This is a genomic window from Streptomyces eurocidicus, from assembly GCF_002891295.1.
In the GTDB taxonomy this organism is placed as follows: Bacteria; Actinomycetota; Actinomycetes; order Streptomycetales; family Streptomycetaceae; genus Streptomyces; species Streptomyces eurocidicus.
Map to the genome: position 1 here is coordinate 25044 of NZ_LGUI01000011.1, position 23030 is coordinate 48073.

Sequence of the window (23030 nt, forward strand, 5' to 3'; positions counted from 1 at the left end):
CGTAGCCGTAGCCGTAGCCGTAGCCGTACGGAACGGTCGCCGCCCGGCGTCAGGCCGTCGCCGACCGGTACTTCCGCACCGACAGGCTCCGGAACACCAGGATGATCACCACGGACCAGATCAGCGAGGCCCACACCGGGTGCTGCATGGGCCAGGCCGCGGGCACCGGATAGCCGTCCGGGAAGTTGCCGAAGAGCTGCCGGGCCGCCTGCACCGTGGCGCTGAAGGGGTTCCACTCGGCGATGTTGCGGAGCACCATCGGCATGTTGTCGGAGGGCACGAAGGCGTTCGAGATGAAGGTCAGCGGGAAGAGCCAGATCAGCCCGCCCGAGGTGGCCGCCTCCGGGGTCCGCACGGACAGCCCGATCAGCGCGCCGATCCAGGAGAAGGCGTAGCCCAGCAGGAGCAGCAGCGCGAAGCCCGCCACCGCCTTGGGGATGCCCGCGTGGGTGCGCCATCCCACGATCACCGCGACGATCGCCAGCACCACCAGCGTCAGCGCCGTCTGTACGAGGTCGGCGAGGGTGCGGCCGGTGAGCACCGCGCCACGCGCCATGGGCAGCGAGCGGAAGCGGTCGATGAGGCCCTTGTGCATGTCGTCGGCGATGCCGGCGCCCGCGCCGGCCGTGGCGAAGGTGACGGTCTGCGCGAAGATGCCGGCCATCAGGAACTCGCGGTAGGCCGAGGGGTCGGTGTTGCCGCCGACGGCGATCGAGCCGCCGAAGACATAGCTGAACAGCACCACGAACATGATCGGCTGGATCAGTCCGAAGATGACCACCTCGGGGATCCGGGCCATCCGGATCAGATTGCGCCTGGCGACGACCAGGGAGTCGCGCACGGACTGGCCGATGCCGCCGTACGGACGCGGGCCCGCCGCCGTGGGAGCGCCGTCGAGGATGCTCACGAGGCCGCCTCCGTCCTGTCGTGCCGCTTGTGCCCCGGCCTGCCGTCCGGCGCCTTGCCGCTCCCCGGCCCCTGCCCTTCGGCCTCCTCCGCCTCGGCCACGTGCCCGGTGAGCGAGATGAAGACGTCGTCCAGCGTCGGCCGGCGCAGGCCGATGTCGTCGATCTCGATGCCCCGGGCGTCCAGTTCTCTGATCACCTCGGCGAGCAGCTTCGCGCCGCCGGAGACCGGGACGGTGATCTTCCGGGTGTGCTCCTCGACCTTCGACTCGCCCTTGCCGAAGCCGCGCAGCACTTCGTCGGCGGGGGCGATGTGGCCGGCCTGGTGCACCACGACCTCGACGCGCTCCCCGCCGGTGCGCGCCTTGAGCTGGTCGGAGGTGCCGCGGGCGATGACCTTGCCGTGGTCGACCACCGCGATGTCGTGCGCGAGGCGGTCGGCCTCCTCCAGGTACTGCGTGGTGAGCAGCAGGGTCGTACCGCCCGCGACCAGCTCCTCGATGACCTCCCAGAGCTGCTGCCGGTTGCGCGGGTCGAGGCCGGTGGTGGGCTCGTCCATGAACATCACGGGCGGGCTGACGACCAGGGCGGCGGCGAGGTCGAGACGGCGCCGCATGCCGCCGGAGTAGGTCTTGGCGATGCGGTCGGCGGCGTCGGCGAGGTTGAAGCGGTCCAGCAGCCGGCTCGCGCGCGCCTTCGCGTCGCGCGCGCTCATCTGGTAGAGCTGACCGACCATCCGGAGATTCTCACGGCCCGTCAGATATTCGTCGACGGCGGCGAACTGGCCGGAGAGCCCGATGGAGCGGCGGACCTCGTGGGGTTTCTTCAGGACGTCGATGCCCGCCACGCGGGCGGTGCCGCTGTCGGGCTTGAGCAGGGTGGTGAGGACGCGCACTGCGGTGGTCTTGCCGGCGCCGTTGGGGCCGAGAAGTCCTAGAACGGTTCCTTCCGGTACGTCGAGATCGACGCCGTCCAGAGCCCTGACATCGCCGAAGGTCTTCACCAGACCTTCGGCAAAAATGGCGCCTGGCATGGAGGTTCTCCCCGTTTGGGTGACGTATTACAGGATTTTACGGTCGCTGTTGTCCTCCCGCCCTGTGAATGGGCTCCTCGGAGCCCCCAAACACCCTCTGCCGAAAGGCGGTCACCCGGCGTCAGGGGATCACCAGATATCCCGCCTCGCGCAGGGCGCTCCTCAGCATCGCGCAGTGCTCCGTGCCCTTGGTCTCCAGATGCAGCTCGACCTCCGCCTCCGTGAGCCCGAGCCGCGGATCGGTGCGCACATGGCCCACGTCCAGGACGTTGGCGTCGACCCCCGAAAGCACCTCCAGGAGGGCGGCCAGCGCCCCCGGTCGGTCGGTGAGCCGCACCCGCAGCGACAGATAACGGCCCGCCGCCGCCATACCGTGCCGCAGGGTGCGCTGGAGCACCAGCGGGTCGACGTTGCCGCCGGACAGCACGGCGACGACCGGCCCCTCGAAGGAGCCGGGGTCGGCGAGCAGCGCCGCCACGGGGCTCGCCCCGGCCGGCTCGACCACCATCTTGGCCCGCTCCAGGCAGAGCAGCAGGGCGCTGGAGAGGTCGTCCTCGGAGACCGTGCGGACCTCGTCGACCAGCTCCTCGATGATCCGGAAGGGGATGTCGCCGGGGCGGCCCACCTTGATGCCGTCGGCCATCGTCGCCGGCGCGGGTATCGACACCGGCTCGCCCGCGGCCAGCGAGGGCGGATAGGCGGCGGCGCCCGCCGCCTGCACGCCCACCACCCGTACGTCGGGCCGCAACGCCTTCACCGCCACCGCGATCCCGGCCACCAGACCGCCGCCGCCGACGCCCACCACGATGGTGCGCACCTCGGGGCACTGCTCCAGGATCTCCAGGCCCAGGGTGCCCTGGCCCGCGATGACGTCCGGGTGGTCGAAGGGGTGGATGAAGACCGCGCCGGTCTCCCGGGCGTGGTCCTGGGCGGCGCGCACCGCCTCGTCGACGATCTGCCCCCGCAGCACCACCTCGGCGCCGTACTCCCGGGTCGCGGCCACCTTGGGCAGGGGCGCGCCCTCCGGCATGAACACCGTGGAGCGCACGCCCAGGAGCGAGGCGGCCAGTGCCACGCCCTGCGCGTGGTTGCCCGCGCTGGCGGCCACCACCCCGGCCGCGCGCTCCCCCGCGGACAGGCCGGCGATCCGGACGTACGCGCCGCGCACCTTGAAGGAGCCGGTGCGCTGGAGGTTCTCGCACTTCAGATGGACCGGGGCGCCGACCAGCCGGGACAGGAAGCGGCTGCCCTCCATGAGGGTCTCGCGGGCGACGCCGGAGAGCATCTTCTGGGCCTCGCGCACATCCTCCAGCGAGACATCAAGGGATATCCCGGGCGCCTCCGGGGACCCGCTCCCGGACATCCCGGATGTATCGGGCCGGTGGTCATGGGCCGGCGCACCCGGGGCCGGGCCGGCTCCCCCGCCGGCGAAGCTGTCGGTGGACTGACCGGTCATGCCTTGGACAGCGCCTTCGTCATCAACTCGTGCAGCCATGCCGCCAGTCTCGCAGCTCGCCTCCGCAACCACCGTCACAGGACGCGCACATCCGCGCATACCGGCGCGGAAGGGAGGCGGACCGGCGGCGGCGCATACCGAGCGGTTTGCGCAGCACCCGTACGAGCGCCCGCCGGGCCGCGTACTCTGTCCCCCAATCCTCAGCGATTCCCTGCCCGCCGCACGAAGTGAGCCCCAGGCCATGCCCACCCCTCCGGACATGACGACCGACCTCGCCCCAGGCGTCCTCGACGCCCTCCAGCACCAGGTGGCCGTCTTCGCCCGTCGCGCCGAACAGACCCGGCTCGGCGGTGTAGGCCAGGTCCGCAACTCCATGGACCGCGCCGCCTATCTGCTGCTCAACCGTCTCGACCAGGAAGGCCCGATGGGCGTCAAGGCGCTCGCCGCGGGCATGGGCATCGACTCCTCGACCGTCACCCGTCAGGTGGCGCCGCTGGTCGACACCGGTCTCGTCAAGCGGACCTCGCACCCCGAGGACGGCCGGGCCGTCGTGCTCCAGCTGTCCCCGCGTGGCAAGGCCCGCCTCGACGAGGTGCGCGGCTCCCGGCGCGAGCTGATGGCCCTGGTGACCTCCGGCTGGACCGAGGACGAGCGGGACGTCTTCTGCACCCTGCTCACCCGCTTCAACTCCGCCCTCTCCGAGGTGCACAACGCCCTTCCCCCGGCCACGCCGGCCTCTTGACCCGGGCCGCCGGCTGCCCTCTCCTGGTGCCTACGACACGCGTACGGACGGCGTCCGCGCGTGCGGGACACGGACCGGGGAGCCCGGGGACGGGGGCGGCGACGGGTGCGAGAGCGGCGGGCGGCCAGGGAGCTCCGTCGCGCCCATGAGTTCGAGGAGTTCGTCGGGGGCGCGGGCGGCAGGCTGCTGCACGTCGCCGCGCTGCTCACCGGCGAGGCGACCGACGGCGCGCCCGGCCCGGTGGGCGGTCCGCACGGCCCCGGGGAGCCCGTACCCCGCCGCCACGAGGCCGCCGAGCGGCTGCTGACGGCCGCGCTGGCCGCCACGTACGCCGCCTGGGACCGGGCGCGCGGCGAGGATCCGTACGACCGCGCCCGCCAGGAGCTGGCGACCCGGTACGCGCGCGCCGCCCGCCGGTCCGGGAGCCCGGCCCCCGGTGGGGTACTGGCCCCGCTCGCCCCTCAGGAGCGCCTGGTCCTCGTCCTGTGCCTCGCCGAGGGCCTGGCCGAGGAGCAGACGGCGGCGCTCCTGGGCCTGCCGGTGGAGCGCGTCCGGGCGCTGCGCACCCGCGCCGTCGAGGTGCTTCTCGGCGGTGCGCCGCGCGCGGGCCGGGCCACCGCCGGACCGTGGCGCACCCGTCCCCGGCGGGCCGGATCGTGAGCGGCCTCGACCGTAAGGAGGACGCGGTCCGCCGGATGCTGGACCTCCGCCACCTGCCGCTGCCCCCGGGCCTCGCCGCGCGTGCCGCCGCGCGGGGCGGTCGCGTACTGCGCCGCCGCCGGGCGGTACGGGCGGTGGGGTGGGCGCTGCTGGCGGCGGGGACGGTGGCGTTCTGCGTATGGGCGGCGCTGGTGGAGCCGTGGTCGGCGCCGTCGCTGTGGGACCGCTAGGCGCTCCGCTCACAGTCCGGTGCGCCGTCCGCGGGTGCGTCGTGGCCGGTCGCGCCCACGCGGCGGAGCCGCACCATGTCACAGCCCCGCGCCCCTTCGGGCGCTGCCGGACCGCGCCGGACTTCGCCGAGCCCGCTCAGGCGGCCACCGGGTGTGCGAAGGGGCGGGTGCGGAGTGGTCCCGCGCCCGCCCCCTTCCGGCCGGTCGGTTACTTGCCGAGCGCCTGGGTCAGGTCCGCCAGCAGGTCGTCCACCGACTCGATGCCGACCGACAGGCGCACGAGGTCCGCCGGGACCTCCAGCGCCGAGCCCGCCGTGGACGCGTGCGTCATCCGGCCCGGGTGCTCGATCAGCGACTCCACGCCGCCGAGGGACTCACCGAGGGTGAACAGCTCGGTGCGGTTGCAGACCTCGACCGCCGCCTCCTCGCCGCCCTCGACACGGAAGGACACCATGCCGCCGAAGTCCTTCATCTGCTTGGCCGCGACCTCGTGGAGCTCGTGCTCCGGCAGGCCCGGGTAGTAGACCTTGGTGACCTTGGGGTGCGAGACGAGCAGCTCGGCGACGCGGGCCGCGTTGGCGCTGTGCCGGTCCATGCGCACGGCGAGCGTCTTGATGCCGCGCAGCGTCAGCCAGGAGTCGAAGGGGCCGGCGACGGCGCCCATCGCGTTCTGGTGGTAGACGAGCTCCTCGGCCAGCGTCGCGTCGGCCGTGACGAGCGCACCGCCGACGACGTCGGAGTGGCCGCCCACGTACTTGGTGGTGGAGTGCACGACGACGTCGGCGCCCAGGGACAGCGGCTGCTGGAGGTAAGGGCTCGCGAAGGTGTTGTCGACGACCAGCCGCGCCCCCGCGGCGTGCGCCACCTCGGCCACGGCGGCGATGTCCGTGATGCCGAGCAGCGGGTTGGACGGCGTCTCGACCCAGATCACCTTGGTGCGCGGCCGGACGGCGGCGCGGACGGCGGCCGGGTCGGAGGTGTTCGCCACGGACCATTCGACGCCCCAGCGCTGGATGACCTTGGCGAAGAGGCGGAACGTTCCGCCGTAGGCGTCGTTCGGGATGACGACGTGGTCACCCGGCGACAGCAGCGTCCGCAGCAGGGTGTCCTCGGCGGCGAGGCCCGACGCGAAGGCGAGTCCGCGGCGGCCACCTTCCAGCGCCGCCAGGTTCTCCTCCAGCGCCGTGCGCGTGGGGTTGGCGCTCCGGCTGTACTCGTAGCCACCCCGCAGGCCGCCGACGCCGTCCTGCTTGTAGGTGGAGACTTGGTAGATGGGCGGCACGACGGCCCCCGTCAGCGGGTCCGCCTCCTGCCCGGCGTGGATGGCGAGGGTTTCGAAAGAGTGCTGGTCGCTCATTTCCCCGAGGGTAGTACCCCGGGTACCCGAACACTCCTGTTCACTTGTAACTGGCGGATGAACGATCCGCCGGGCTGCCGCGTTGTCCTGATGTCGGCCCCCACGCATCGCATCCCGGGACACCTCATGGAGTTTCTGTTCATCCTGCTCGCCATCGTGGTCGTCTGCGGTGTCCTGATCGGCCCCGCGATGCGTCGCAGGCGGGCCGGCCAGGAGGTGACGCAGGGCGCCCGGACGGCCGTCGACCCCGCCGGGGCGTACGGCTTCCTGCCCGCCGAGCGGCTCGACGTCCGGCTGCCCGGCCCGGACGAGGAGCTGCTCGCGGCGGTCCTGGAGGCGCGCCGCACCCAGGACTGGAAGCCGGCCGCCGAGCTGCTGGCCCGTACGGACGCGAAGACGGCCGCGGAGCTGCGGTGGCAGCGGGTGCAGACGCTGGCGGGCGCGGCGGCCCAGGAGCTGGCGGAGACGCCCGGCACGGGCGGCATGTGGCTGCGCCACTGGCGCGTGGTGGCCCCCAAGGACGCGGGCGGCGCGGCCGTGCAGGCCGAGTTCCTGGTCCAGCAGGCGCTGCGCGACCCGTCCTCGCAGGACTTCCGGATGATCCTGGAGGAGGCCCGCACGGTCTGCGCCGAGGCCGCCCTGCTGGCCCCGGGCGACCCGGTCCCGGCCATCGTCGAACTGGGCGTGGCCCGGGGGCTCGGCGCCTCCGAGGCGGAGTTCCAGTCGCTGTGGGAGCGGGTGGTCGCGCGCGCCCCGCAGCACATGGGGGCGCACCTGGTCGCGCTCCGCTACTGGAGCGCGAAGTGGCACGGCTCGCAGGAGCGGGCGGACGCCTTCGCGCAGAGTGCGGCGGCCGGCGCGGCCCCGGGCAGCCTGCTGCCGGCGCTGCCGCTGTTCGCCGTCCACGACCACCTGCCGGACGTGGAGCTGGTCCCCGGTCTGTACCAGGGCGTGGTGGTGTCGCAGGCGATCGAGGCGGCCCGCTTCGCGGTGGCCGGCGCCCCGGCCGACCACCCGGTGCTGCCGCACGTCCGCCACCTGCTGGTGTGGTTCCTGGTACGTGCGGAGCGCTACCCGGAGGCGATGGAACAGCTGCGCGCCGTCGACGGCCACATCGGGGCGGTCCCGTGGTCGTACGAGCAGGACCCGGTGGGGGCGTACCTGATGTACCGGGCGCGGGCGGTGGCGGGCTGGGAGCAGGGCGGGGGCCGCTGAGCGGCCGGTGGCGGGGGCGGCCGGCGCCGGGGTAGGCGGGTGCGGTACGGCCGGAGGCGCCGGGCCGTACGTTCGCGGCCCGTGATCACGGAACGGCCGGAGCCTGCGGCCGGCCAGGACCCGCAGGCCGCGACGGCCGCACAATCGAGGCTGCGTGCCGACTCCGGCCTGCACGTGCTGCCCGTGGTCAGGAACCCCGGTCGGCAGACCGCGGGCCGCGATCGCCGAATCCGCGGAACAGCCGGACGGGACACACCCTCCGGGGTCACCGCGCGGCCCGGCGACCACCGGGCCGCGCGGCCGTGGACCGAGCCACCGGACACCGGTCGGAATCACCCGCCGCCCGGGAGCCGCCGTCCGTCCGGCGGGCGGAACCGCCGACCGGCGGGAATCGCCGGACGGCCCCGCACGTTGACGGGACAGCCCGTCCGTCCGGCCCTCCCCTGGAGCCGCAATGCTCTTCTCCCGCCATGAGACCCGTCTCCCCAGCCCCGAAGAGGCCCTGAAGGGCCGCCCGGAGCCGGAATTCACCCTCCCGGAGCGCCACACGGTCCTGGGCACCCCGCTCGCGGCCCCCTACCCCGAGGGCCTGGAGGTCGCGGACTTCGGCCTGGGCTGCTTCTGGGGCGCCGAGCGCAAGTTCTGGCAGGCCCCGGGCGTCTGGACGACCCTGGTCGGCTACCAGGGCGGCCACACCCCGAACCCGGCCTACGAGGAGGTGTGCAGCGGCCTCACCGGCCACACCGAGGCCGTCCGCGTCGTCTTCGACCCGGCCCTGACCTCGTACGAGGCCCTCCTGAAGCTCTTCTGGGAGTCCCACGACCCCACCCAGGGCTTCCGCCAGGGCAACGACCGCGGCACCCAGTACCGCTCCGCGATCCACACCCACTCCCCGGCCCAGCAGGCGGTGGCGGAAGCCTCCCGCGACGCCTATCAGGCCGTCCTCCGCGGCTCCGGCTACGGCCCGATCACCACGGAGATCCTCCCGGCGGGCCCGTTCTACCCGGCCGAGCCGGCCCACCAGCAGTACCTGGACAAGAACCCGGCGGGGTACTGCGGGATCGGCGGCACGGGCGTCTCATGCCCGGTCGGGATCGCCGGGGCGTCCTCGCCGGACGCCTGACGGGCTCGCGTACCCACCCGGGTGCCCGGTGCCGGCCCCGGCGGGCGTGGGCGCCGGGGCCGCCGGGCGTTCACCCCTGCGGCACGGTGCGGTACAGCGGGTCCGTGAGGTCCGTGCGGATGTGGTGGGCCAGGGACGGGCGCGGCATCGTCGAGGCGTCGACGATGTCCGCGAAGGGGACCTCGATCTGGGACATCCCCACGGCGACGAGGTGCGCGATCGAGGTGCCGTAGGCGACGCCCCGTACCCGGGACCAGACGAGGGCGCCCGCGCACATCGGGCAGGGTTCGGCCGTGCTCACCACGATGTGCGACCGGAGGGGGACGCCCGCCGCGGCGGCCCGGCGCAGGAGGTTCATCTCCGCGTGCGCCGTGGCGTCGCCGCCCTCCGAGGTGTTGCCCACGCCCATGACGACGGCGCCGTCGGCCGGATCGACCAGCACCGCCCCGAAAGGCCAGTGCGCCGCGCGCGCGTACCGCACGGCCTCGGCCATGGCGTCGGCGACCGCGGCCCGCAGCCGCGGCGGCCAGTCGCCCTCCCAGCACGCCGCCCTGGAAGGGGAACCCGCCCGCGCGGGCGGGGCCGTGGCGAGCACGCCCCCCGCCGCCAGCGGAGCGACCGCCAGGGCCGTCGTGTGCAGGAAACGCCGCCGAGAGGTGCCCTGAGGATTCAGAGGATTCATACGGGCATTCCAGCAAGGCGGCGCCCGCCACCGAAAGGGGCACGCCCCGGCGGGCCGTGGGCGGATACGTACGACCCCCGCCGCTCTGCCCTCGGCGAATCTGCTGCGGGCCGAGATCGCTTACGGACCGGCCCGGGCGGGCCGAGAGTGGAGGGACCCGCGGCGCTCGGCAGCCGCGCCACGACGAGGAGGTCCCATGTCAGCACTCATCACCGGATCGGACGCGTACCGACACCCCCGCGCCTCCGAAGGGGACACGCCGTCCACGCGGTTCGACGACCACCTCGCGGCACAGCTCCTCACCCAGCGGATCGTCGTCCTCGGCACCCAGGTCGACGAAGTCTCCGCCAACCGGGTCTGCGCCCAGCTGCTGCTCCTGTCCGCGGAGGACCCGCGGACCGACATCAGCCTCTACATCAACAGCCCGGGCGGCTCGGTCACGGCCGGCCTCGCGATCTACGACACGATGCGGCTGATCCCGAACGACGTCTCCACGCTGGCCATGGGATTCGCCGCCAGCATGGGGCAGTTCCTCCTCACCGTCGGCGCGGCGGGCAAGCGCTTCGCCCTGCCGAACGCGCGGATCATGATGCACCAGCCCTCGGCGGGCATCGGCGGGACCGCCGCCGACGTCGCCATCCAGGCCGAGAACCTGGAGTTCACCAAGCGGGCCGTAGAGCGCATCACCGCCGAGCACACCGGCCAGACCCCGGAGACGATCTCCCGCGACGGCGACCGCGACCGGTGGTTCACGGCCCAGCAGGCCAAGGAGTACGGCATGGTCGACCGCGTCGTCGAGTCCCTCGACGACGTCCGGCCGGCCGGTACGAAGCGACGGATCGGACTCTGACGATGAGCCAGTACACCATTCCCACGGTCGTCGAGCGCACCCAGCAGGGCGAGCGGGCGTACGACGTCTTCAGCCGGCTGCTGTCCGAGCGGATCATCTTCATCGGCACGGAGATCGACGACGGTGTCGCGAACGTCGTCATCGCGCAGTTGCTCCACCTGGAGTCGTCCAGTCCGGAGAGCGAGATCGCGATCTACCTCAATTCGCCGGGCGGCTCGTTCACTTCGCTCATGGCGATCTACGACACGATGACCTTCGTCAGCTCGCCGATCTCGACGTTCTGCGTCGGTCAGGCGGCCTCGACGGCGGCGGTCCTCCTCGCAGGCGGGGCCCCCGGGCGCCGGTTCGTCCTCGAACACGCCCGGGTGCTGCTGGGGCAGCCGTCGAGCGGCGGGCGGCAGGGGACCGTCTCCGACCTCGCCCTCCAGGCCAAGGAGATGCTCCGGATCCGCTCGGAGGTCGAGGAGGTGCTGTCCCGGCACACCCCTCACGACGTCGCGACCCTCCGCGAGGACATGGACCGCGACAAGTTCTTCACCGCGCGGGAGGCGGTGGACTACGGGCTCGCCGACGCCGTGCTCAGCCGGCGGGAGCTCGCGGCCGCCCGGCGGTGACGGCGGCGCCCCGAGGCGCCGCGCGGAGGCGGCCGTCGCCCCACGGGGGAGGCGATGGCCGCCTTCGGCCCGCACGGCTCATGCCGCGAGCCGCACCTCGCCCTGCCGCGAGACCGGCGGCGCCGCTCCGTAGCGTGCCGTGGGCGCGGAGCGGGCCGCGTGGAGGGAGCGCACCGGGGCGACCGGGGCGGCGGCCGTACGGGGCCCGGCCGGGCGCGCCCCGCCGAGGCGGGCGAGCTCTTCCTGGACGAGGGCGAGGAGGTCGGCCAGCCCGAGGCCGAGGGCCTGCGCGGCGGCGGCGAGGACCTCGGACGACGCCTCCTTACGGCCGCGCTCGACCTCGGAGAGGTAGGGCATCGAGATCCGGCCCGCGTCGGCGACGTCCTTCAGCGTGCGTTCCTGCGCGCGGCGTTCGCGGCGCAGCACGTCGCCGACGACGTCCCGCCACAGCGGTTCCTTGGCCGCGGGGGTCGGGCGCGCGGCGGCGGCCGGGCACAGGGGGACGACGCGGGCTTGGTTCGGCGCGTGGGTGCTCACCCCTTCAGAGTAGGAGCGTCCCGCCCGGCCGGGGGCCGACGGCGTTCCGCCCCCGGCGAAATCGGGGCCCTGGCAGTCCCGGGCGCGTCCGGCCGGCGGCGGCCCGGAGCCGGGTGGCGCCGGCCCGTGGTGATGTCCGGCCGGCGGTGGCACCGACCCGCAGTGGTGTCCGGCCGACGGTGGCACCGGCCCTCGGCGGCGTCCGGCCGGCTACATCCGGTCGACGGCCTCCTTCGCCTCCCTCAGGTCGGCGCCCGTGATCTTCCGGTAGGCCGCGATCGCCTCGATCTTCTTACCCTTGCTCAAGAGGGCTCTCACCTGCCCCAGTTCGGACCCGTCGGCCGGCTCGGCGATGCCCATGTGCCGCAGGATCAGGTCCGTCTTGCGGTCGAGCTCCTTGATCCTGCGGTCCAGCCGCTTGAGTCTGCGCTCCTGGGTCGAACTCAGCGCTCCGAGGAGCGGGATGAGCACGGCGAGGATCACATACGCGGCTATGTCCATGACACGCGATCGTAGCGAGGACGGCGCGGGCGGCGCCCTGTCGTGTTCCGTGCGGCGCGGGCGGCCGCGGTACCCCCGTCATCGCGGCCGCCCCCGCGCTCCCGGACACCCCCGCGTCCGGTCTCATCGCCGATGGGCGATGAAGCGGAAACTCCCCTTTCCTACGCTGACTTCACAGTCGTCGAAGCCCGCCCGCCGCAGTCGGCCCTCCAGCGTCTCCGGCGGTACGGGCACACAGGTGTCACCGAGATGGATCAACCGGAAACCCCAGTTGCCGAGGGCGTCGCAACCGGTGAAAAAGCCACCGGGGCGCAACACCCGGCGGGCCTCGGCGAAGAGCCGGTCCTGGGCGCGCGGCGAGGGGACGTGGTGGAGCATGGTGAAGCAGGCGACGGAGTCGAAGCGGTCGTCGGGCAGCGGCAGCGCGCTGCCGTCGGCGTGCAGGACGTCCGCCCGGTCACCGAACTCCCCGCGCAGCCGGGCCGCGTAGGAGGCGTCGGCCTCGGCGAGCGTCAGGCGGGAGACCTTGGGCAGCAGTACGCGCGTGGTGGCACCGTAACCGGGACCGATCTCCAGCGTCTCGGGCCCGAGCGTGATCCCTTCGAGCGCCCAGGGCAGCAGTTCGTCCTCGATCGCGCGCGCCCATTTGTCGGAGGCGCAGAGGCGGCGGTGGATGAAGTTCATCGGCATGGTCCGAGGCTAGGAAGATGGGCGGGGTGTCGGATACGGGCCAGGGGGTCAACTGATGTCGCCGGACGGACAGGGTGAGGGCGGGCGGGGTCCGCGGGGGGAGGACGGGGGTGGGGGCGAGCACGGGCCGTACGGGAAGGGTGGGGGCGGGCACAGTCCGCACGGCAAGGGCGGGGGCGAGCACAGTCCGCACCGGAAAGGCGGCGACGGGCACTGCCCGCACGGGGAGAGCCGGAACGAGCATCGCCCGTACGGGGAGGGCCAGGACGAGCACCGCCCGTACCGGAAAAGCTGCGACGGGCACCGCCCGCACGGGGAAGGCCAGGACGAGCACCGCCCGTACCGGAAAGGCCCGGACGAACACCCCCCGCACGGCCGCCTCGTCGCGCCCCTCGGCAGCGCGATCGCCGTCGGCAGCTTCCCCCTCGGCGACGGCGAGTGGTTCGCCCGCCACGAGCACGGTGCCCATCAGCTCGCCTGGGCGCCCCACGGCGTCCTCGCCGTACGGGCCGCCGGCCGCACCTGGGTGCTCCCCTCCACCGTCGCCCTCTGGATCCCGGCCGGGGTGCCGCACGCCACGGGGGCGACCTCCTCGGCCCTGCTCCGCAGCCTCTACTTCTGGCCGGACCGCTGCCCGGTCACCTGGGACGAGCCCCAAGTCGTGGCGGTGTCCGGGCTGTTGCGCGAGCTCATCGGGCACCTCGCGCAGGACGCCGACCGCATCCCGGCCGACGCCCGGCTCCGGGCCGAGAGCGTCGTCCTCGACCTCCTGCGCCCGGTGTCCGTGACGACGGTCCGCGCCCCCGACCCCGCGGACGCCCGCGCCCGCCGCGTCGCGGAGGCCCTCCGCGCCGACCCGGCCGACGGACGGACGCTGACGGAGTGGGGAACGGTCGTGGGCGCCAGCGCGCGGACGCTCGCGCGGGCGTTCGTCTCCGGCACGGGCCTGACGTACGGGCAGTGGCGCACGCAACTGCGCCTCCAGGCGGCCATGCCGCTGCTCGCGGCGGGGGCGACGGTGTCGTCGGTGGCGCGACGGGTGGGGTACGGGTCGCCGAGCGCGTTCGTGGCGGCGTTCCGGAGGGGGGTGGGGGTGCCTCCGGGTACGTACTTCGCGCGGCCGGGCGGGGATGGGTGAGCGGTCCGCTGCGCGGGGCTTTTTCCCCACCCCGCCCCTTCCCGAACCGGGGCTCCGCCCCGGACCCCGGTCCTCAATCGCCGGACGGGCTGAATTTCAGCCCGTCCGGCGATTGAGGACATTCGGGAAGGGGCGGGGTGGGGAAAGGCCCGCCGCAGGCGCACCCCGCACCCGCCCCGCCCCACCCCGCAAACCGTCACCGCAGCCGCGCCGCGTCCGCCGCCTCCTCCCCCCGCGCCCACCCCTCCGCGTCGCGCCCCTTCAGACGGTGCGACGTCGTCGTCGGGAAGAGCCGCTCCGTCGACTCCCCCACCGCCACGTCCCGCGCCGCCAGCACCGGAAGGACCTCCGCCGGAGTCTCGGCGGCGCCGTCCGCCGCCTCCGCCACCACGGCCGCCGCCGTCGCCGTGAGCCGGTCGCGGATACGGGCGGCGTAGGCGATGAGGAAGGACTGACGGAAGTCGCGGGTGCGGCGCGAGCGGCCGCGCGCGTGGTGGTCGTCGCCCGCGCGCCGCATCGCCGTCGTGGCCTGCACCAGCAGCGACGTGTACATCAGCTCCACCAGCTCCAAGTCCGCCTCGAAGCCGACGACCGTGGAGAAGTCGAACTCGCTCGACCACACCGACCGGCAGTGGTTCGCCTCCGCGACCGCGTCGAGGAGCAGGGCCTTCGCGGACTCGTACGGGCCCTCGACGCCGATCCGCCAGGCCCCGGGGCCGTCCACGGGCTCCGTGGCGTGGGCCGCGAGCAGGGCCTCGTCCAGGGAGTAGCGGGCCATGAGCTCCTGGGCCTTCGCGGACAGCGCCTCGGCCTCCTCCGCGAACTCCGTCGACTCCGCCTTCGCCAGCAGCGCCCGGATCCGGGTGAGCATCCGCGGCTCCACGGCGACGGCGGGACGGTCCGTACGCGCGCCCACGGGCCGGGCGGCGCCCGGCAGCGGCCCCGTCGCGCCGATCCGCGGCAGCGAGCCGATCAGCCGCAGCGCGCCCAGCCCGCACGCGGCCGCCTCGAAGCGGCTCAGCCGCTCACGGCCCGCGAAGCCCTCCAGGAACGCGTCGTCGGCCTCCCACCACACCCGGGCCTCCAGCTCGCCCAGCTGGGCCGCCCAGCGGGCGGAGAGCGTATCCGGGGCGTAGCGCCGCGCCTCCGCGGCCACGGCGTCGACGGTGAAGCGCAGCTCGGCGGCGGTCAGCTCACGCCGTACGAGCCTGGCGACGTCCGCGGGCTGCCAGCCGTCCTCCCACGCGCGCCGTACGACCTTCTCGGCGGTGCCCAGCAGGGCGCGGCTCACGGCCTCCGGGCCCGCCGGATCGGCCGTAAGGGCGGAGGCGGCGGCGTAGAGGGCGTCGTCGAGGTCGTCCGCGGGGACGGCACGCAGGGCGGCCAGGGCCGCCTCCACGGCGGCTCGGGGGGCGTCCTCGGGTCGCTGCCGGGTGCTGCGCTTGCCCACGGGTGTCTGTGCTCCTCGGGTTCCGGCCCGGCGGGGGGTTTCGCGCGGGTGTTCCATTGTCTCGCGGGGTGGCCGGGGCGTGCGGGGTGCGGTGACGGCCCTGCGGGCGGCTTTTCCCCAGCCCCGCCCCTTCCCGTAACTGGGGGCAAGCCCCCAGACCCCCTTCCGCGCTCCGCGCGGTGTCCTCAAGCGCCGGACGGGCTGATTTTCAGCCCGTCCGGCGTTTGAGGACATTCGGGAAGGGGCGGGGTGGGGAAATAGCCCCGCGCAGCGGCACCCCGACCCGCAACCCACCCCGTCACCCGAACGAAGGACCCCCCAAAACGCCGGACGGCGACCCGCACGCAAACCGTGCAAGCCGCCGCCCGGCGAAAAAAGCTACAGACTCAGGCGCCCGTCGCACTCCCCGCGACCCACGCGCTCCAGTCCATGTTCCAGCCGTTGAGGCCGTTCTCCGGAGCGATCGTCTTGTCGTTGGAGTTCTTGACCTCGACGACGTCGCCCAGCTGCGAGTTGCTGAAGAACCAGGAGCCGGACGTCGACGGGTCGTCCGCGCCCTGCTTGTCCTCCAGGCCGATGCAGCCGTGGCTGGTGTTCGCGGAGCCGAAGATGCCGCTGCCCCAGTAGTTGCCGTGGATGAACGTGCCCGACGTGGACAGGCGCATGGCGTGCGGCACGTCCTTGATGTCGTACTCGCCCTTGCCGTTGCCCTTGGTGAAGCCGACGGTCGAGCCGTCCATGCGGGTCTCCTTGAACTTCTCGGAGATCACCATCTTGCCGTTGTACGTCGGGTTCTCGGGGCTGCCGGCCGAGATCGGGATGGTCTTGATGGTCTTGCCGTCCCGGACGACCGTCATCTGGTGCGACTTCACGTCGACCGTGGAGACCTGGGAGTGACCGATCTTGAAGGTGACGGTCTTCTTCTGCACGCCCTTGACGCCCGGGGCGCCCTCGACGCCGTCGAGGTCCAGCTTCAGGGTGACGTCGGAGTTGGCCTTCCAGTACTCCTGCGGGCGGAAGTCGATCCGCTGGTCGCCGAACCAGTGGCCGACGACCTTCTGGCCGGTGCTGGAGTTGACCGTGATGCCGGACTGGACGGCCTTGCGGTCCTTGATCGGCTTGTCGAAGTTGATCGACACGGGCATGCCGACGCCGACGGTCGAGCCGTCCTCCGGCGTGAAGGAGCCGATGAAGCTGTTGGTCGGCGAGACCGTGGCGAAGGAGGAGTTCTCCGTGGCCTTACGGCCCTCGGAGTCCTTGGCCTCGACGACGACCTTGTACTTGGTGGACCGCTCCAGCTGCTTGGCGGGCTTCCACGAGGTCTTGTCCGGCGATATCGTGCCCTCGACCGGGGTGCCCTTGTCGGTCGTCATCTTGACGCTCGTGAGCTCGCCGTCACTGACGGTGACCTTGGCGGCGTCGGTGGTGATCCCGGCGTTGGTCGAGCCGTCCTTCTGCGCGATCTTGATCTGCGCCTTGGAGGCTTCCTTGGCAGCGGCTGCGTCGACCTTGTTCTGGGACTTGCCGTTGCCGGCGGAGCCGCTCTTGCCGTCGTCGTCGCCACCGCCGCAGGCGGCGAGGGTCAGCACACCGCCGAGCACAGCGGCCGCGGCCACCAGGCCCTTGCGGCGCTTGCCGTCCGTCATCACACGCTTCTCCATTGCTCCTGGACCCCGAAATCCCCGAGCCGAATCGTGGGGCAGCACGTATCCCGGCTTCTGCTTAAGGAACGCCTGCACCGATACGTCCGTTCCACACCTCAGGGAAATGTGGGGAAGACCACCCCAGTAAAGCCCCTCGCGGGGTCGGCACGGTAGCCGGGGTGCTGGTAGATGCCTGCTTTCCATGGTGCGGGCGGGGCTGTTGTGACTGCCAGGGTCGGGATGCCCTTGACTTTCCGGCGATGTTCACCCGAGGACTTTCCGGTGCTATTCCCCCGAGCCCGCCCGAATCCATGGCAGCGCGGGCCCGCGGACCGCCCCGTACTCCCTCGTCCGCCCATCGGCGGCTTCCCGCCCCGTCTCCCGGCTTCCGCGTACCCGTTCGTATCACTAACATCGGGTCAGCCGGGGCCGGGCACCTCGCACGACGGCCCCAATAATCGCCACTTCGGGGGGAATTCATCCCGTGACCGCGCATCGACCGCTGCTGACCGCCGTCGCCGCCGGTTCGCTGCTCTGCGCGGTGTGGTTCATGCCGTCCGCGCACGCGACGGCCGAGCGGCCCGGCACCGGAAAGGGTGACACGGCGCGGAGCGCGACCCTCACCGCGGGAGACGCGGGGGCACCCGCCACGCCCGCGTCCCCGCAGCCCCTGCTCGCCGCCTCGGGCGGCGTGGACACCACCCCGTACGTCTTCGGCGGCGTCGCGTTCGTCGCGGCGGGCGGCGCGCTGGTCACCGCCGCCGTGCGCAGGTCGCGCACGGCGGACCGGTGATCCCGCCGGGCAGGGTCTGAGCGGGAGCGCCTCAGGCCAGCGTGCCCGTCACCGGCTCGACGGCCTCGACCAGCTTCCCGGAGCGGACGAACTCCTCGGCCGCCGCGAGGTCGGGGGCCAGGAACCGGTCCCCGCCCGGCCCCTCGACGCCCGCCGCGCGCACGGCGCGCAGCACCGCACGGCTGGCCGGCGCGGCCGTCAGGCCCTCGCGCAGCTCGATGGCGCGTGTCGCGGCGACGAGTTCCACGGCGACGACCTTCGTGAGCGCCCCGACCGCCGTGCGCAGCTTGCGCGCGGCCGACCAGCCCATGGAGACGTGGTCCTCCTGCATCGCCGAGGACGGGATCGAGTCCACGGAGGCCGGCACGGCGAGCCGCTTCATCTCGCTGACCAGGGCGGCCTGCGTGTACTGAGCGATCATCAGGCCGGAGTCGACGCCCGGGTCACCGGCCAGGAACGGCGGCAGCCCGTGCGAGCGGTTCTTGTCCAGCAGCCGGTCGGTGCGGCGCTCGGCGATGGAGGCGAGGTCCGCGGCGGCGATGGCGAGGAAGTCCAGGACGTACGCGACCGGGGCGCCGTGGAAGTTGCCGTTCGACTCGACCCGGCCGTCGGCGAGGACGACGGGGTTGTCGACGGCGGCGGCCAGCTCGCGGTCGGCGACCAGCCGGGCGTGGGCCAGGGTGTCCCGGCCGGCGCCCGCGACCTGCGGGGCGCAGCGGATCGAGTACGCGTCCTGCACGCGCGGCGCGTCGTCCTGGTGGTGCCCGGTCAGCCCGGAACCGGCCAGCACGCGGAGCATGTTGTCGGCGCTGGCGCCCTGACCCGGGTGCGGGCGGATGGTGTGCAGCTCGGGGGCGAGGACCTTCTCGGAGCCGAGCAGGGCCTCCAGGGAGAGCGCGGCGGTGATGTCGGCGGAGGTGATCAGACGGGCGAGGTCCGCGCAGGCCATCACCAGCATGCCGAGCATGCCGTCGGTGCCGTTGAGGAGCGCGAGCCCCTCCTTCTCGCGCAGCTCGACGGGCACGATGCCGTGCGCGGCGAGCAGCTCGCCGGCCGGGCGCAGCGTGCCGTCGGGGCCCTCGGCCTCGCCCTCTCCCATCAGGGTGAGCGCGCAGTGGGAGAGCGGCGCGAGGTCGCCGGAGCAGCCGAGCGAGCCGTACTCGTGCACGACCGGGGTGATCCCGGCGTTGAGGATCGCCGCCATGGTCTCGACCACGAGGGGGCGTACGCCGGTGTGGCCGGAGGCGAGGGTCTTCAGCCGCAGGAACATCAGCGCGCGGACGACCTCGCGCTCCACCCGCGGGCCCATGCCGGCGGCGTGCGAACGGACGATGTTGCGCTGGAGCTGGGCGCGCAGGTCGGGGCTGATGTGGCGGACGGCGAGGGCGCCGAAGCCCGTGGAGACGCCGTAGACCGGATCGGGCTTGGCGGCCAGGTCGTCGATGACCTGCCGCGCGGCGGCGACGGCGGCCAGCGCCTCGTCCGAGATCACGACGCGCGCACCGTCGCGTGCCACGGCGATCACATCTTCCGCGGTCGTCCCGGCCGTCCCCACCACCACAGTGTGCATATCCATATTCAGGCACCCTAGAGACTGAATCGCTGTCTGTACATAGTCTCCGGCAGGTCGTCCCGGAGCCCCCCGCCACGGGCCGGGTCACGGCCGGGCCCGAGCCGCGCACCCGGCGCCGCGCCGCCCACGGCACCGGCCTCCGTACCGTCCGTCGCACCCGCCTTCCCGCTCACCGCCGCCTGTCGCCCGCACCTGCTTTCCCGCTCACCGCCGTCCGTCGCCCGCGGTCGCCGCCCGTGGCCCTCAGTCACCGGACGTGTTCGAATTACGGCCCCGGAACCGCCGTCGCTCGGCGGCCGACGCGGCCGGCGGGTGGTCCGCGAGCCGCACGACCGGGTCCCGGCGCCCGCCGTCGCGCCCCGCGACCACCGGCTTCGCCGACCGCGCGGCCTTGGCCCGGTACTGGGCCGCGTCCGCGAGCCGGAAGAGCCGGCGGGCCGTGCCCACGGCCCCGATCGGGTCGCCCGTGGAGGCGACCCCGCAGGCGACGCCCTCGCCGAGCTCCAACCCGGCCGCCCTGCGGCACAGTTCGTCCGCGATCCGCACCACCTCGTCCGCCGCCGGACCGACCGTCAGCAGACAGAACTCATCACCGCCCAGCCGGGCGGCCAGCGTGCCCGGCAGCATCGCCCCGCACAGGGACAGCACCGAGCCGAACCGCTCCAGCAGCCGGTCGCCGACCGCGTGCCCCAGGGTGTCGTTGACCTTCTTGAGGCCGTTGAGATCGCAGACGACCAGGCTGACGACCACACCGTCGGCCAGGTGCCGCTCCACCGCCTCGTCCAGCCGCGCGTCGACCGCGCGCCGGTTGCCCAGCCCGGTCAAGGGGTCGGTGAAGGCGAGCCGGCGCACCTCCTCCAGCCGTTCGGTCTGCGCGATGCCGGCCGCGGCCACGGCGGCCAGGACCGTCGCGAAGTCCGCGTCCGTGCGGCCGAAGGCGGGCACCCCCGGCGGCCGGGCCACGTAGAGCTCGCCCCAGGCACGCCCGTGCAGCACGATCGGCGCGACCACACAGCTGCCCCGGCCGCGCCGCGTCAGCGCGGCCACCCGCTGGTGGCGGTAGGCGTCCCCCGACCCGTACGGACCGGCGCCGGCCGTGCCCTCGGGGCCCTCGGGGCCGGCCGCACTCCCGGAGTCCCCGGGGCCGTCCGCACTCCCGGCGTCCTCGGGGCCGGCCGCGCTCTCGATCCACGCGTGGGGCCCGGCGCCGCCGCCCGCCCACTCCTCGTGCAGGATCTCGGCGATCTCGGGGAAGTCGTGCACCGGGTACGACTCGTCCGCCGGGTACCGCTCCTCGCCCTCGGCCAGCTCGCCGGCGTTCACCAGCACCCGCAGCCGGCCGTGCTCCCGCTCCCAGGCCGAGATGGCGGCGAAGGTGCCGCCCAGCGCCAGCCGGGCCCGCTCCGCCGCGGCGGCCACCGACTCCAGCGGTGACTGCGCCGCGGCCATCGCCTGTGCGAGCCCCACGACGGCGCCCAGCCGGACGTCGCACTCCCCGCCGTCTGCCACCCGAGCCTCACATTCGTCACCGTGCGCAGTACCTGCACTCCAGCGTATGAATGTTGCGCCCATTCCGCCCTATGACCGGCTTGGCAGTCCTCGCGCCACAGCCGTACCAGGGGAATTACCAGCGTAGGCGGAAAGGACCGGAGCAGACCGGAGGGGGCGGGGAACCCCGACCGCCCGCAGCGCTCACTCCCCCGGCCAGTCCGGCGTCCGCTTCTCGTTGAACGCCGCCACGCCCTCGGCACGGTCGCCGGAGAAGGCCACCGTGCGCCACGCCGCGTCCTCGACCTCCAGCCCCGTCCGCAGGTCCAGGCCGTGCCCGAGCCGCAGGGCGCGCTTCGCGGCGCGCAGGCCGACCGGCGAGTTGGCCGCCATGCGCGCGGCCAGGGCCAGCGCCTCCGTACGGTCCTCGCCCTCGGCGACGAGCCGGTCCACCAGACCGAGCTCCCGCGCCTCCTCGGCGGGCACCCGCCGCGCCGTGAAGATCAGTTCGGCGGCGCGGGCGGCGCCGACCCGGCGCGGGAGCAGCTGGGTGCCGCCACCGCCGGGGATCACGCCGACCGACACCTCGGGCAGGCCGACGACGGCGGTGGCGTCCGCCACGATCACGTCGCAGGACAAGGCCAGTTCGAAGCCGCCGCCCAGTGCGAAGCCGTGCACGGCGGCGATGGTCGGCATGGGCAGTTCCAGCACCCCGGTGTACGCGGCGCGGGCGTGCGGGCGCTGCCGGCCGAGGTCGGCGTCGGTGAAGGAGTTGCGCTCCTTGAGGTCGGCGCCCACGCAGAACGCGCGCTCGTGCGTGGAGGTGAGGACGACGACCCTTACGGAGGCGTCGGCGGCGAGGGCGGCGGTGGCCTCCCCTATGCGGCGGCCCATCTCCGTGGAGACGGCGTTCATCGCCTTGGGGCGGTCGAGGACGAGTTCGGCGACGTGCCCGTGGCGCCTTACGGCGACCCATTCCCCGAAGCGGTGCTCACTCACGTGGTGTCTCCCGGTGACGTTAACGGCCGTGAACTTCCGTCGCCGATCATCGCACCGGGCGGGGACATCCTCAATCGTCCGCGGTCGCCGCCGGGAGGCCCCGGGGGCGGGCCCGTCCCCTCAGCCGCCGTTGTTCCTCCGGGTCAGCAGCCAGGGCTCGACCACGCCCAGCCCGCGCACCGGCCGCTGCCACATCGGCTGGAGCGCGAAGCGGTACTTCTCCGTGCCGTCGGCCGCTGCCGCCGCCTCCACCTCCGACTTCGGGGCGTCGCCGCTGCGGGCCAGCTCCTCCGCGAAGGCGCTGTCGACCAGGACCGCGTCCTTCGGCGCTATCGACGTCAGCCGGGAGGCCAGGTTCACCGTCGTGCCGAAGACGTCGCCCATGCGGGTCGTCACCGTGCCGAAGGCGAGGCCGACCCGGAGCTCCGGCATCGTCTCGTCATGGGTCATGGTCTCGATGAGCCGCAGCCCGATCTCGGCCGCGGTGCCCGCGTCGTCCGCCGAGTACAGCACCTCGTCGCCGAGCGTCTTGATGAGCCGGCCGCCGTGCGCCGCGACCAGGTCGGCGGCGGTCGTCTCGAACGCCTCGACCAGCTCACCGAGCTCCTCCTCCTCCAGACGGCGCGTCAGCCGGGTGAAGCCCACGAGGTCGGCGAAGCCGACGGCCAGCCGGCGGTCGACCATCTCCGCGTCGTCCTGGGCCTGGACGACGCGGCCGGTGGCGGCGGCCAGCTGCCGCCGCCAGACGTAGATGAGGAACTCCTCCAGCTCGGGGAGGAGCAGCTCGACCAGCGGATAGGTGATCTCCGTCCGGGTCATGCCCGGCTCCTGAGGCTCGGTCAGGCCCTCCAGGAAGGAGTCGATCTGCCAGTCGGCGAGGCGGGCGGTGGTCTGCCCGGTGGAGCGGGCGACCTGGATGGCCATGGGCTCGCTGAGCAGCCCGGCCTCGACCAGGCCGGCGAGCCGTCGCAGGGCCAGCACGTCGGCCTCGGTCAGCGCGCGGGCCTGGCCGATGTCGGCGAAACCCATGGCGCGCCAGAAGCGGGAGGCGAGGTCCATGGAGACCCCGGCCGCGCGGGCGGCCTGGAAGGGGGTGTAGCGGCGCTCGGCACCGAGGATCAGCGACTCCAGCCGCAGGGCGATGGGGTCGCCGCCCTCGTCCCCGTACTCCTCGACGCCTCTGGCGCCGCCCCGGCCGGTACTCCGGCCCGCGCCGTCCGCGCCCTGCCGGTCGGCGTCATCGCCGGTTCCCCCGGCGCTCCCCCGCGCGGCGCTGCCGCCGCCCGGGGTGCCGCCCGTGGCCTCAACGGCACGGGAGGTGCCCCCACCGTCGCCGGTCACCGCCCGCCCC

General features: G+C 73.8%; 23 protein-coding genes. 9 read left to right on the plus strand and 14 right to left on the minus strand.

What is annotated here, in order from left to right; genetic code table 11:
* Nucleotides 1-49 precede the first annotated feature (49 nt).
* The 3 genes from AF335_RS27960 to ilvA form a co-directional block, all read right to left on the minus strand.
* Nucleotides 50-907, minus strand: a complete 858-nt coding sequence (locus AF335_RS27960; protein ID WP_244927188.1) for an ABC transporter permease — start codon at nucleotides 905-907, stop codon at nucleotides 50-52.
* On the minus strand, nucleotides 904-1938 hold the full coding sequence (locus tag AF335_RS27965) for an ATP-binding cassette domain-containing protein (protein ID WP_244927189.1): 1035 nt from the start codon (nucleotides 1936-1938) through the stop codon (nucleotides 904-906). Before AF335_RS27965 ends, AF335_RS27960 begins: the two co-directional genes overlap by 4 nt.
* A 121-nt stretch (nucleotides 1939-2059) precedes the next feature.
* Nucleotides 2060-3301 carry a threonine ammonia-lyase gene (gene ilvA, locus AF335_RS27970; protein ID WP_102921462.1) on the minus strand — a complete coding sequence of 414 codons (1242 nt, stop codon included), beginning with the start codon at nucleotides 3299-3301 and terminating at the stop codon, nucleotides 2060-2062.
* 334 nt (nucleotides 3302-3635) lie between these two features.
* Here ilvA and AF335_RS27975 point away from each other — a divergent pair, with 334 nt between their 5' ends.
* The 3 genes from AF335_RS27975 (at nucleotide 3636) to AF335_RS34875 (ending at nucleotide 5026) form a co-directional block, all read left to right on the plus strand.
* Nucleotides 3636-4136, plus strand: a complete 501-nt coding sequence (locus AF335_RS27975) for a MarR family winged helix-turn-helix transcriptional regulator (RefSeq protein WP_184742937.1) — start codon at nucleotides 3636-3638, stop codon at nucleotides 4134-4136.
* A gap of 105 nt (nucleotides 4137-4241) precedes the next feature.
* Nucleotides 4242-4796 (plus strand): sigma factor-like helix-turn-helix DNA-binding protein, encoded by a 555-nt coding sequence (locus tag AF335_RS27980; protein ID WP_170127824.1) that lies wholly within the window; start codon nucleotides 4242-4244, stop codon nucleotides 4794-4796.
* Nucleotides 4793-5026 carry a hypothetical protein gene (locus AF335_RS34875; protein ID WP_184742940.1) on the plus strand — a complete coding sequence of 78 codons (234 nt, stop codon included), beginning with the start codon at nucleotides 4793-4795 and terminating at the stop codon, nucleotides 5024-5026. The genes AF335_RS27980 and AF335_RS34875 overlap by 4 nt, the downstream gene beginning before the upstream one ends.
* Nucleotides 5027-5234: 208 nt before the next feature.
* Here the strand turns inward: AF335_RS34875 and AF335_RS27985 are convergent, their stop codons facing one another.
* Nucleotides 5235-6383, minus strand: a complete 1149-nt coding sequence (locus AF335_RS27985) for a cystathionine gamma-synthase (RefSeq protein WP_102921231.1) — start codon at nucleotides 6381-6383, stop codon at nucleotides 5235-5237.
* A gap of 126 nt (nucleotides 6384-6509) precedes the next feature.
* On the opposite strand from AF335_RS27985, the gene AF335_RS27990 reads away from it, so the two are divergent.
* Together AF335_RS27990 and msrA are read left to right on the plus strand one after the other, a co-directional pair.
* Nucleotides 6510-7598 (plus strand): hypothetical protein, encoded by a 1089-nt coding sequence (locus AF335_RS27990; RefSeq protein WP_102921232.1) that lies wholly within the window; start codon nucleotides 6510-6512, stop codon nucleotides 7596-7598.
* A 454-nt stretch (nucleotides 7599-8052) separates the two neighbouring features.
* A complete protein-coding gene (gene msrA, locus AF335_RS27995; RefSeq protein ID WP_102921233.1) occupies nucleotides 8053-8721 on the plus strand; it encodes a peptide-methionine (S)-S-oxide reductase MsrA in 669 nt (222 codons plus the stop codon).
* A 70-nt stretch (nucleotides 8722-8791) separates the two neighbouring features.
* Here the strand turns inward: msrA and AF335_RS28000 are convergent, their stop codons facing one another.
* Nucleotides 8792-9403 carry a nucleoside deaminase gene (locus AF335_RS28000; protein WP_102921234.1) on the minus strand — a complete coding sequence of 204 codons (612 nt, stop codon included), beginning with the start codon at nucleotides 9401-9403 and terminating at the stop codon, nucleotides 8792-8794.
* A 196-nt stretch (nucleotides 9404-9599) separates the two neighbouring features.
* Between AF335_RS28000 and AF335_RS28005 the strand changes: the two genes are divergently transcribed.
* Nucleotides 9600-10253: a ClpP family protease gene (locus tag AF335_RS28005; protein ID WP_102921235.1), complete on the plus strand. Its 654-nt coding sequence runs from the start codon at nucleotides 9600-9602 to the stop codon at nucleotides 10251-10253.
* Between the two features lie 2 nt (nucleotides 10254-10255).
* On the plus strand, nucleotides 10256-10867 hold the full coding sequence (locus AF335_RS28010) for a ClpP family protease (protein ID WP_102921236.1): 612 nt from the start codon (nucleotides 10256-10258) through the stop codon (nucleotides 10865-10867).
* A 78-nt stretch (nucleotides 10868-10945) separates the two neighbouring features.
* Here the strand turns inward: AF335_RS28010 and AF335_RS28015 are convergent, their stop codons facing one another.
* The 3 genes from AF335_RS28015 to AF335_RS28025 form a co-directional block, all read right to left on the minus strand.
* Nucleotides 10946-11404, minus strand: a complete 459-nt coding sequence (locus AF335_RS28015; RefSeq protein ID WP_102921237.1) for a helix-turn-helix domain-containing protein — start codon at nucleotides 11402-11404, stop codon at nucleotides 10946-10948.
* Nucleotides 11405-11614: 210 nt separating this feature from the next.
* Nucleotides 11615-11905, minus strand: a complete 291-nt coding sequence (locus AF335_RS28020) for a hypothetical protein (RefSeq protein ID WP_102921238.1) — start codon at nucleotides 11903-11905, stop codon at nucleotides 11615-11617.
* Nucleotides 11906-12028: 123 nt separating this feature from the next.
* Nucleotides 12029-12595: a class I SAM-dependent methyltransferase gene (locus AF335_RS28025; RefSeq protein ID WP_102921239.1), complete on the minus strand. Its 567-nt coding sequence runs from the start codon at nucleotides 12593-12595 to the stop codon at nucleotides 12029-12031.
* 55 nt (nucleotides 12596-12650) lie between these two features.
* Between AF335_RS28025 and AF335_RS28030 the strand changes: the two genes are divergently transcribed.
* The gene (locus AF335_RS28030; protein WP_184742943.1) at nucleotides 12651-13733 is read left to right on the plus strand and encodes an AraC family transcriptional regulator; all 1083 of its coding nucleotides are present in this window, start codon (nucleotides 12651-12653) and stop codon (nucleotides 13731-13733) included.
* A 196-nt stretch (nucleotides 13734-13929) separates the two neighbouring features.
* On the opposite strand, the gene AF335_RS28035 is transcribed toward AF335_RS28030, so the two are convergent.
* Both AF335_RS28035 and AF335_RS28040 read right to left on the minus strand, forming a co-directional pair.
* Nucleotides 13930-15183 (minus strand): DUF2786 domain-containing protein, encoded by a 1254-nt coding sequence (locus AF335_RS28035; protein WP_311775553.1) that lies wholly within the window; start codon nucleotides 15181-15183, stop codon nucleotides 13930-13932.
* Between the two features lie 386 nt (nucleotides 15184-15569).
* A complete protein-coding gene (locus AF335_RS28040; protein ID WP_102921241.1) occupies nucleotides 15570-16844 on the minus strand; it encodes a L,D-transpeptidase in 1275 nt (424 codons plus the stop codon).
* 466 nt (nucleotides 16845-17310) lie between these two features.
* On the opposite strand from AF335_RS28040, the gene AF335_RS28045 reads away from it, so the two are divergent.
* A complete protein-coding gene (locus tag AF335_RS28045; RefSeq protein ID WP_102921242.1) occupies nucleotides 17311-17619 on the plus strand; it encodes a hypothetical protein in 309 nt (102 codons plus the stop codon).
* 31 nt (nucleotides 17620-17650) lie between these two features.
* On the opposite strand, the gene hutH is transcribed toward AF335_RS28045, so the two are convergent.
* From hutH to AF335_RS28065, 4 genes are all read right to left on the minus strand, one after another.
* Nucleotides 17651-19195 carry a histidine ammonia-lyase gene (gene hutH / locus AF335_RS28050; protein WP_102921243.1) on the minus strand — a complete coding sequence of 515 codons (1545 nt, stop codon included), beginning with the start codon at nucleotides 19193-19195 and terminating at the stop codon, nucleotides 17651-17653.
* Between the two features lie 240 nt (nucleotides 19196-19435).
* Nucleotides 19436-20641 (minus strand): GGDEF domain-containing protein, encoded by a 1206-nt coding sequence (locus AF335_RS28055; RefSeq protein WP_228773615.1) that lies wholly within the window; start codon nucleotides 20639-20641, stop codon nucleotides 19436-19438.
* A 243-nt stretch (nucleotides 20642-20884) separates the two neighbouring features.
* A complete protein-coding gene (locus AF335_RS28060) occupies nucleotides 20885-21679 on the minus strand; it encodes an enoyl-CoA hydratase/isomerase family protein (protein WP_102921245.1) in 795 nt (264 codons plus the stop codon).
* Between the two features lie 120 nt (nucleotides 21680-21799).
* Entirely contained in the window at nucleotides 21800-23020 is a 1221-nt protein-coding gene (locus AF335_RS28065; protein ID WP_102921246.1) for an adenylate/guanylate cyclase domain-containing protein, read from the minus strand.
* Nucleotides 23021-23030: the final 10 nt, after the last annotated feature.

Bases quoted from the DNA above. Each gene is read 5' to 3' on its own strand.
- AF335_RS27990 (WP_102921232.1), top strand. From the start codon at position 6,510: ATGGAGTTTCTGTTCATCCTGCTCGCCATCGTGGTCGTCTGCGGTGTC.
- AF335_RS28040 (WP_102921241.1), bottom strand. From the start codon at position 16,844: ATGGAGAAGCGTGTGATGACGGACGGCAAGCGCCGCAAGGGCCTGGTG.
- AF335_RS28020 (WP_102921238.1), bottom strand. From the start codon at position 11,905: ATGGACATAGCCGCGTATGTGATCCTCGCCGTGCTCATCCCGCTCCTC.
- msrA (WP_102921233.1), top strand. From the start codon at position 8,053: ATGCTCTTCTCCCGCCATGAGACCCGTCTCCCCAGCCCCGAAGAGGCC.
- AF335_RS28030 (WP_184742943.1), top strand. From the start codon at position 12,651: ATGTCGCCGGACGGACAGGGTGAGGGCGGGCGGGGTCCGCGGGGGGAG.
- AF335_RS28010 (WP_102921236.1), top strand. From the start codon at position 10,256: ATGAGCCAGTACACCATTCCCACGGTCGTCGAGCGCACCCAGCAGGGC.
- AF335_RS27975 (WP_184742937.1), top strand. From the start codon at position 3,636: ATGCCCACCCCTCCGGACATGACGACCGACCTCGCCCCAGGCGTCCTC.
- AF335_RS28000 (WP_102921234.1), bottom strand. From the start codon at position 9,403: ATGAATCCTCTGAATCCTCAGGGCACCTCTCGGCGGCGTTTCCTGCAC.
- ilvA (WP_102921462.1), bottom strand. From the start codon at position 3,301: ATGTCCGGGAGCGGGTCCCCGGAGGCGCCCGGGATATCCCTTGATGTC.
- hutH (WP_102921243.1), bottom strand. From the start codon at position 19,195: ATGGATATGCACACTGTGGTGGTGGGGACGGCCGGGACGACCGCGGAA.
- AF335_RS28025 (WP_102921239.1), bottom strand. From the start codon at position 12,595: ATGCCGATGAACTTCATCCACCGCCGCCTCTGCGCCTCCGACAAATGG.
- AF335_RS27985 (WP_102921231.1), bottom strand. From the start codon at position 6,383: ATGAGCGACCAGCACTCTTTCGAAACCCTCGCCATCCACGCCGGGCAG.
- AF335_RS27965 (WP_244927189.1), bottom strand. From the start codon at position 1,938: ATGCCAGGCGCCATTTTTGCCGAAGGTCTGGTGAAGACCTTCGGCGAT.
- AF335_RS28055 (WP_228773615.1), bottom strand. From the start codon at position 20,641: ATGGCCGCGGCGCAGTCACCGCTGGAGTCGGTGGCCGCCGCGGCGGAG.
- AF335_RS28005 (WP_102921235.1), top strand. From the start codon at position 9,600: ATGTCAGCACTCATCACCGGATCGGACGCGTACCGACACCCCCGCGCC.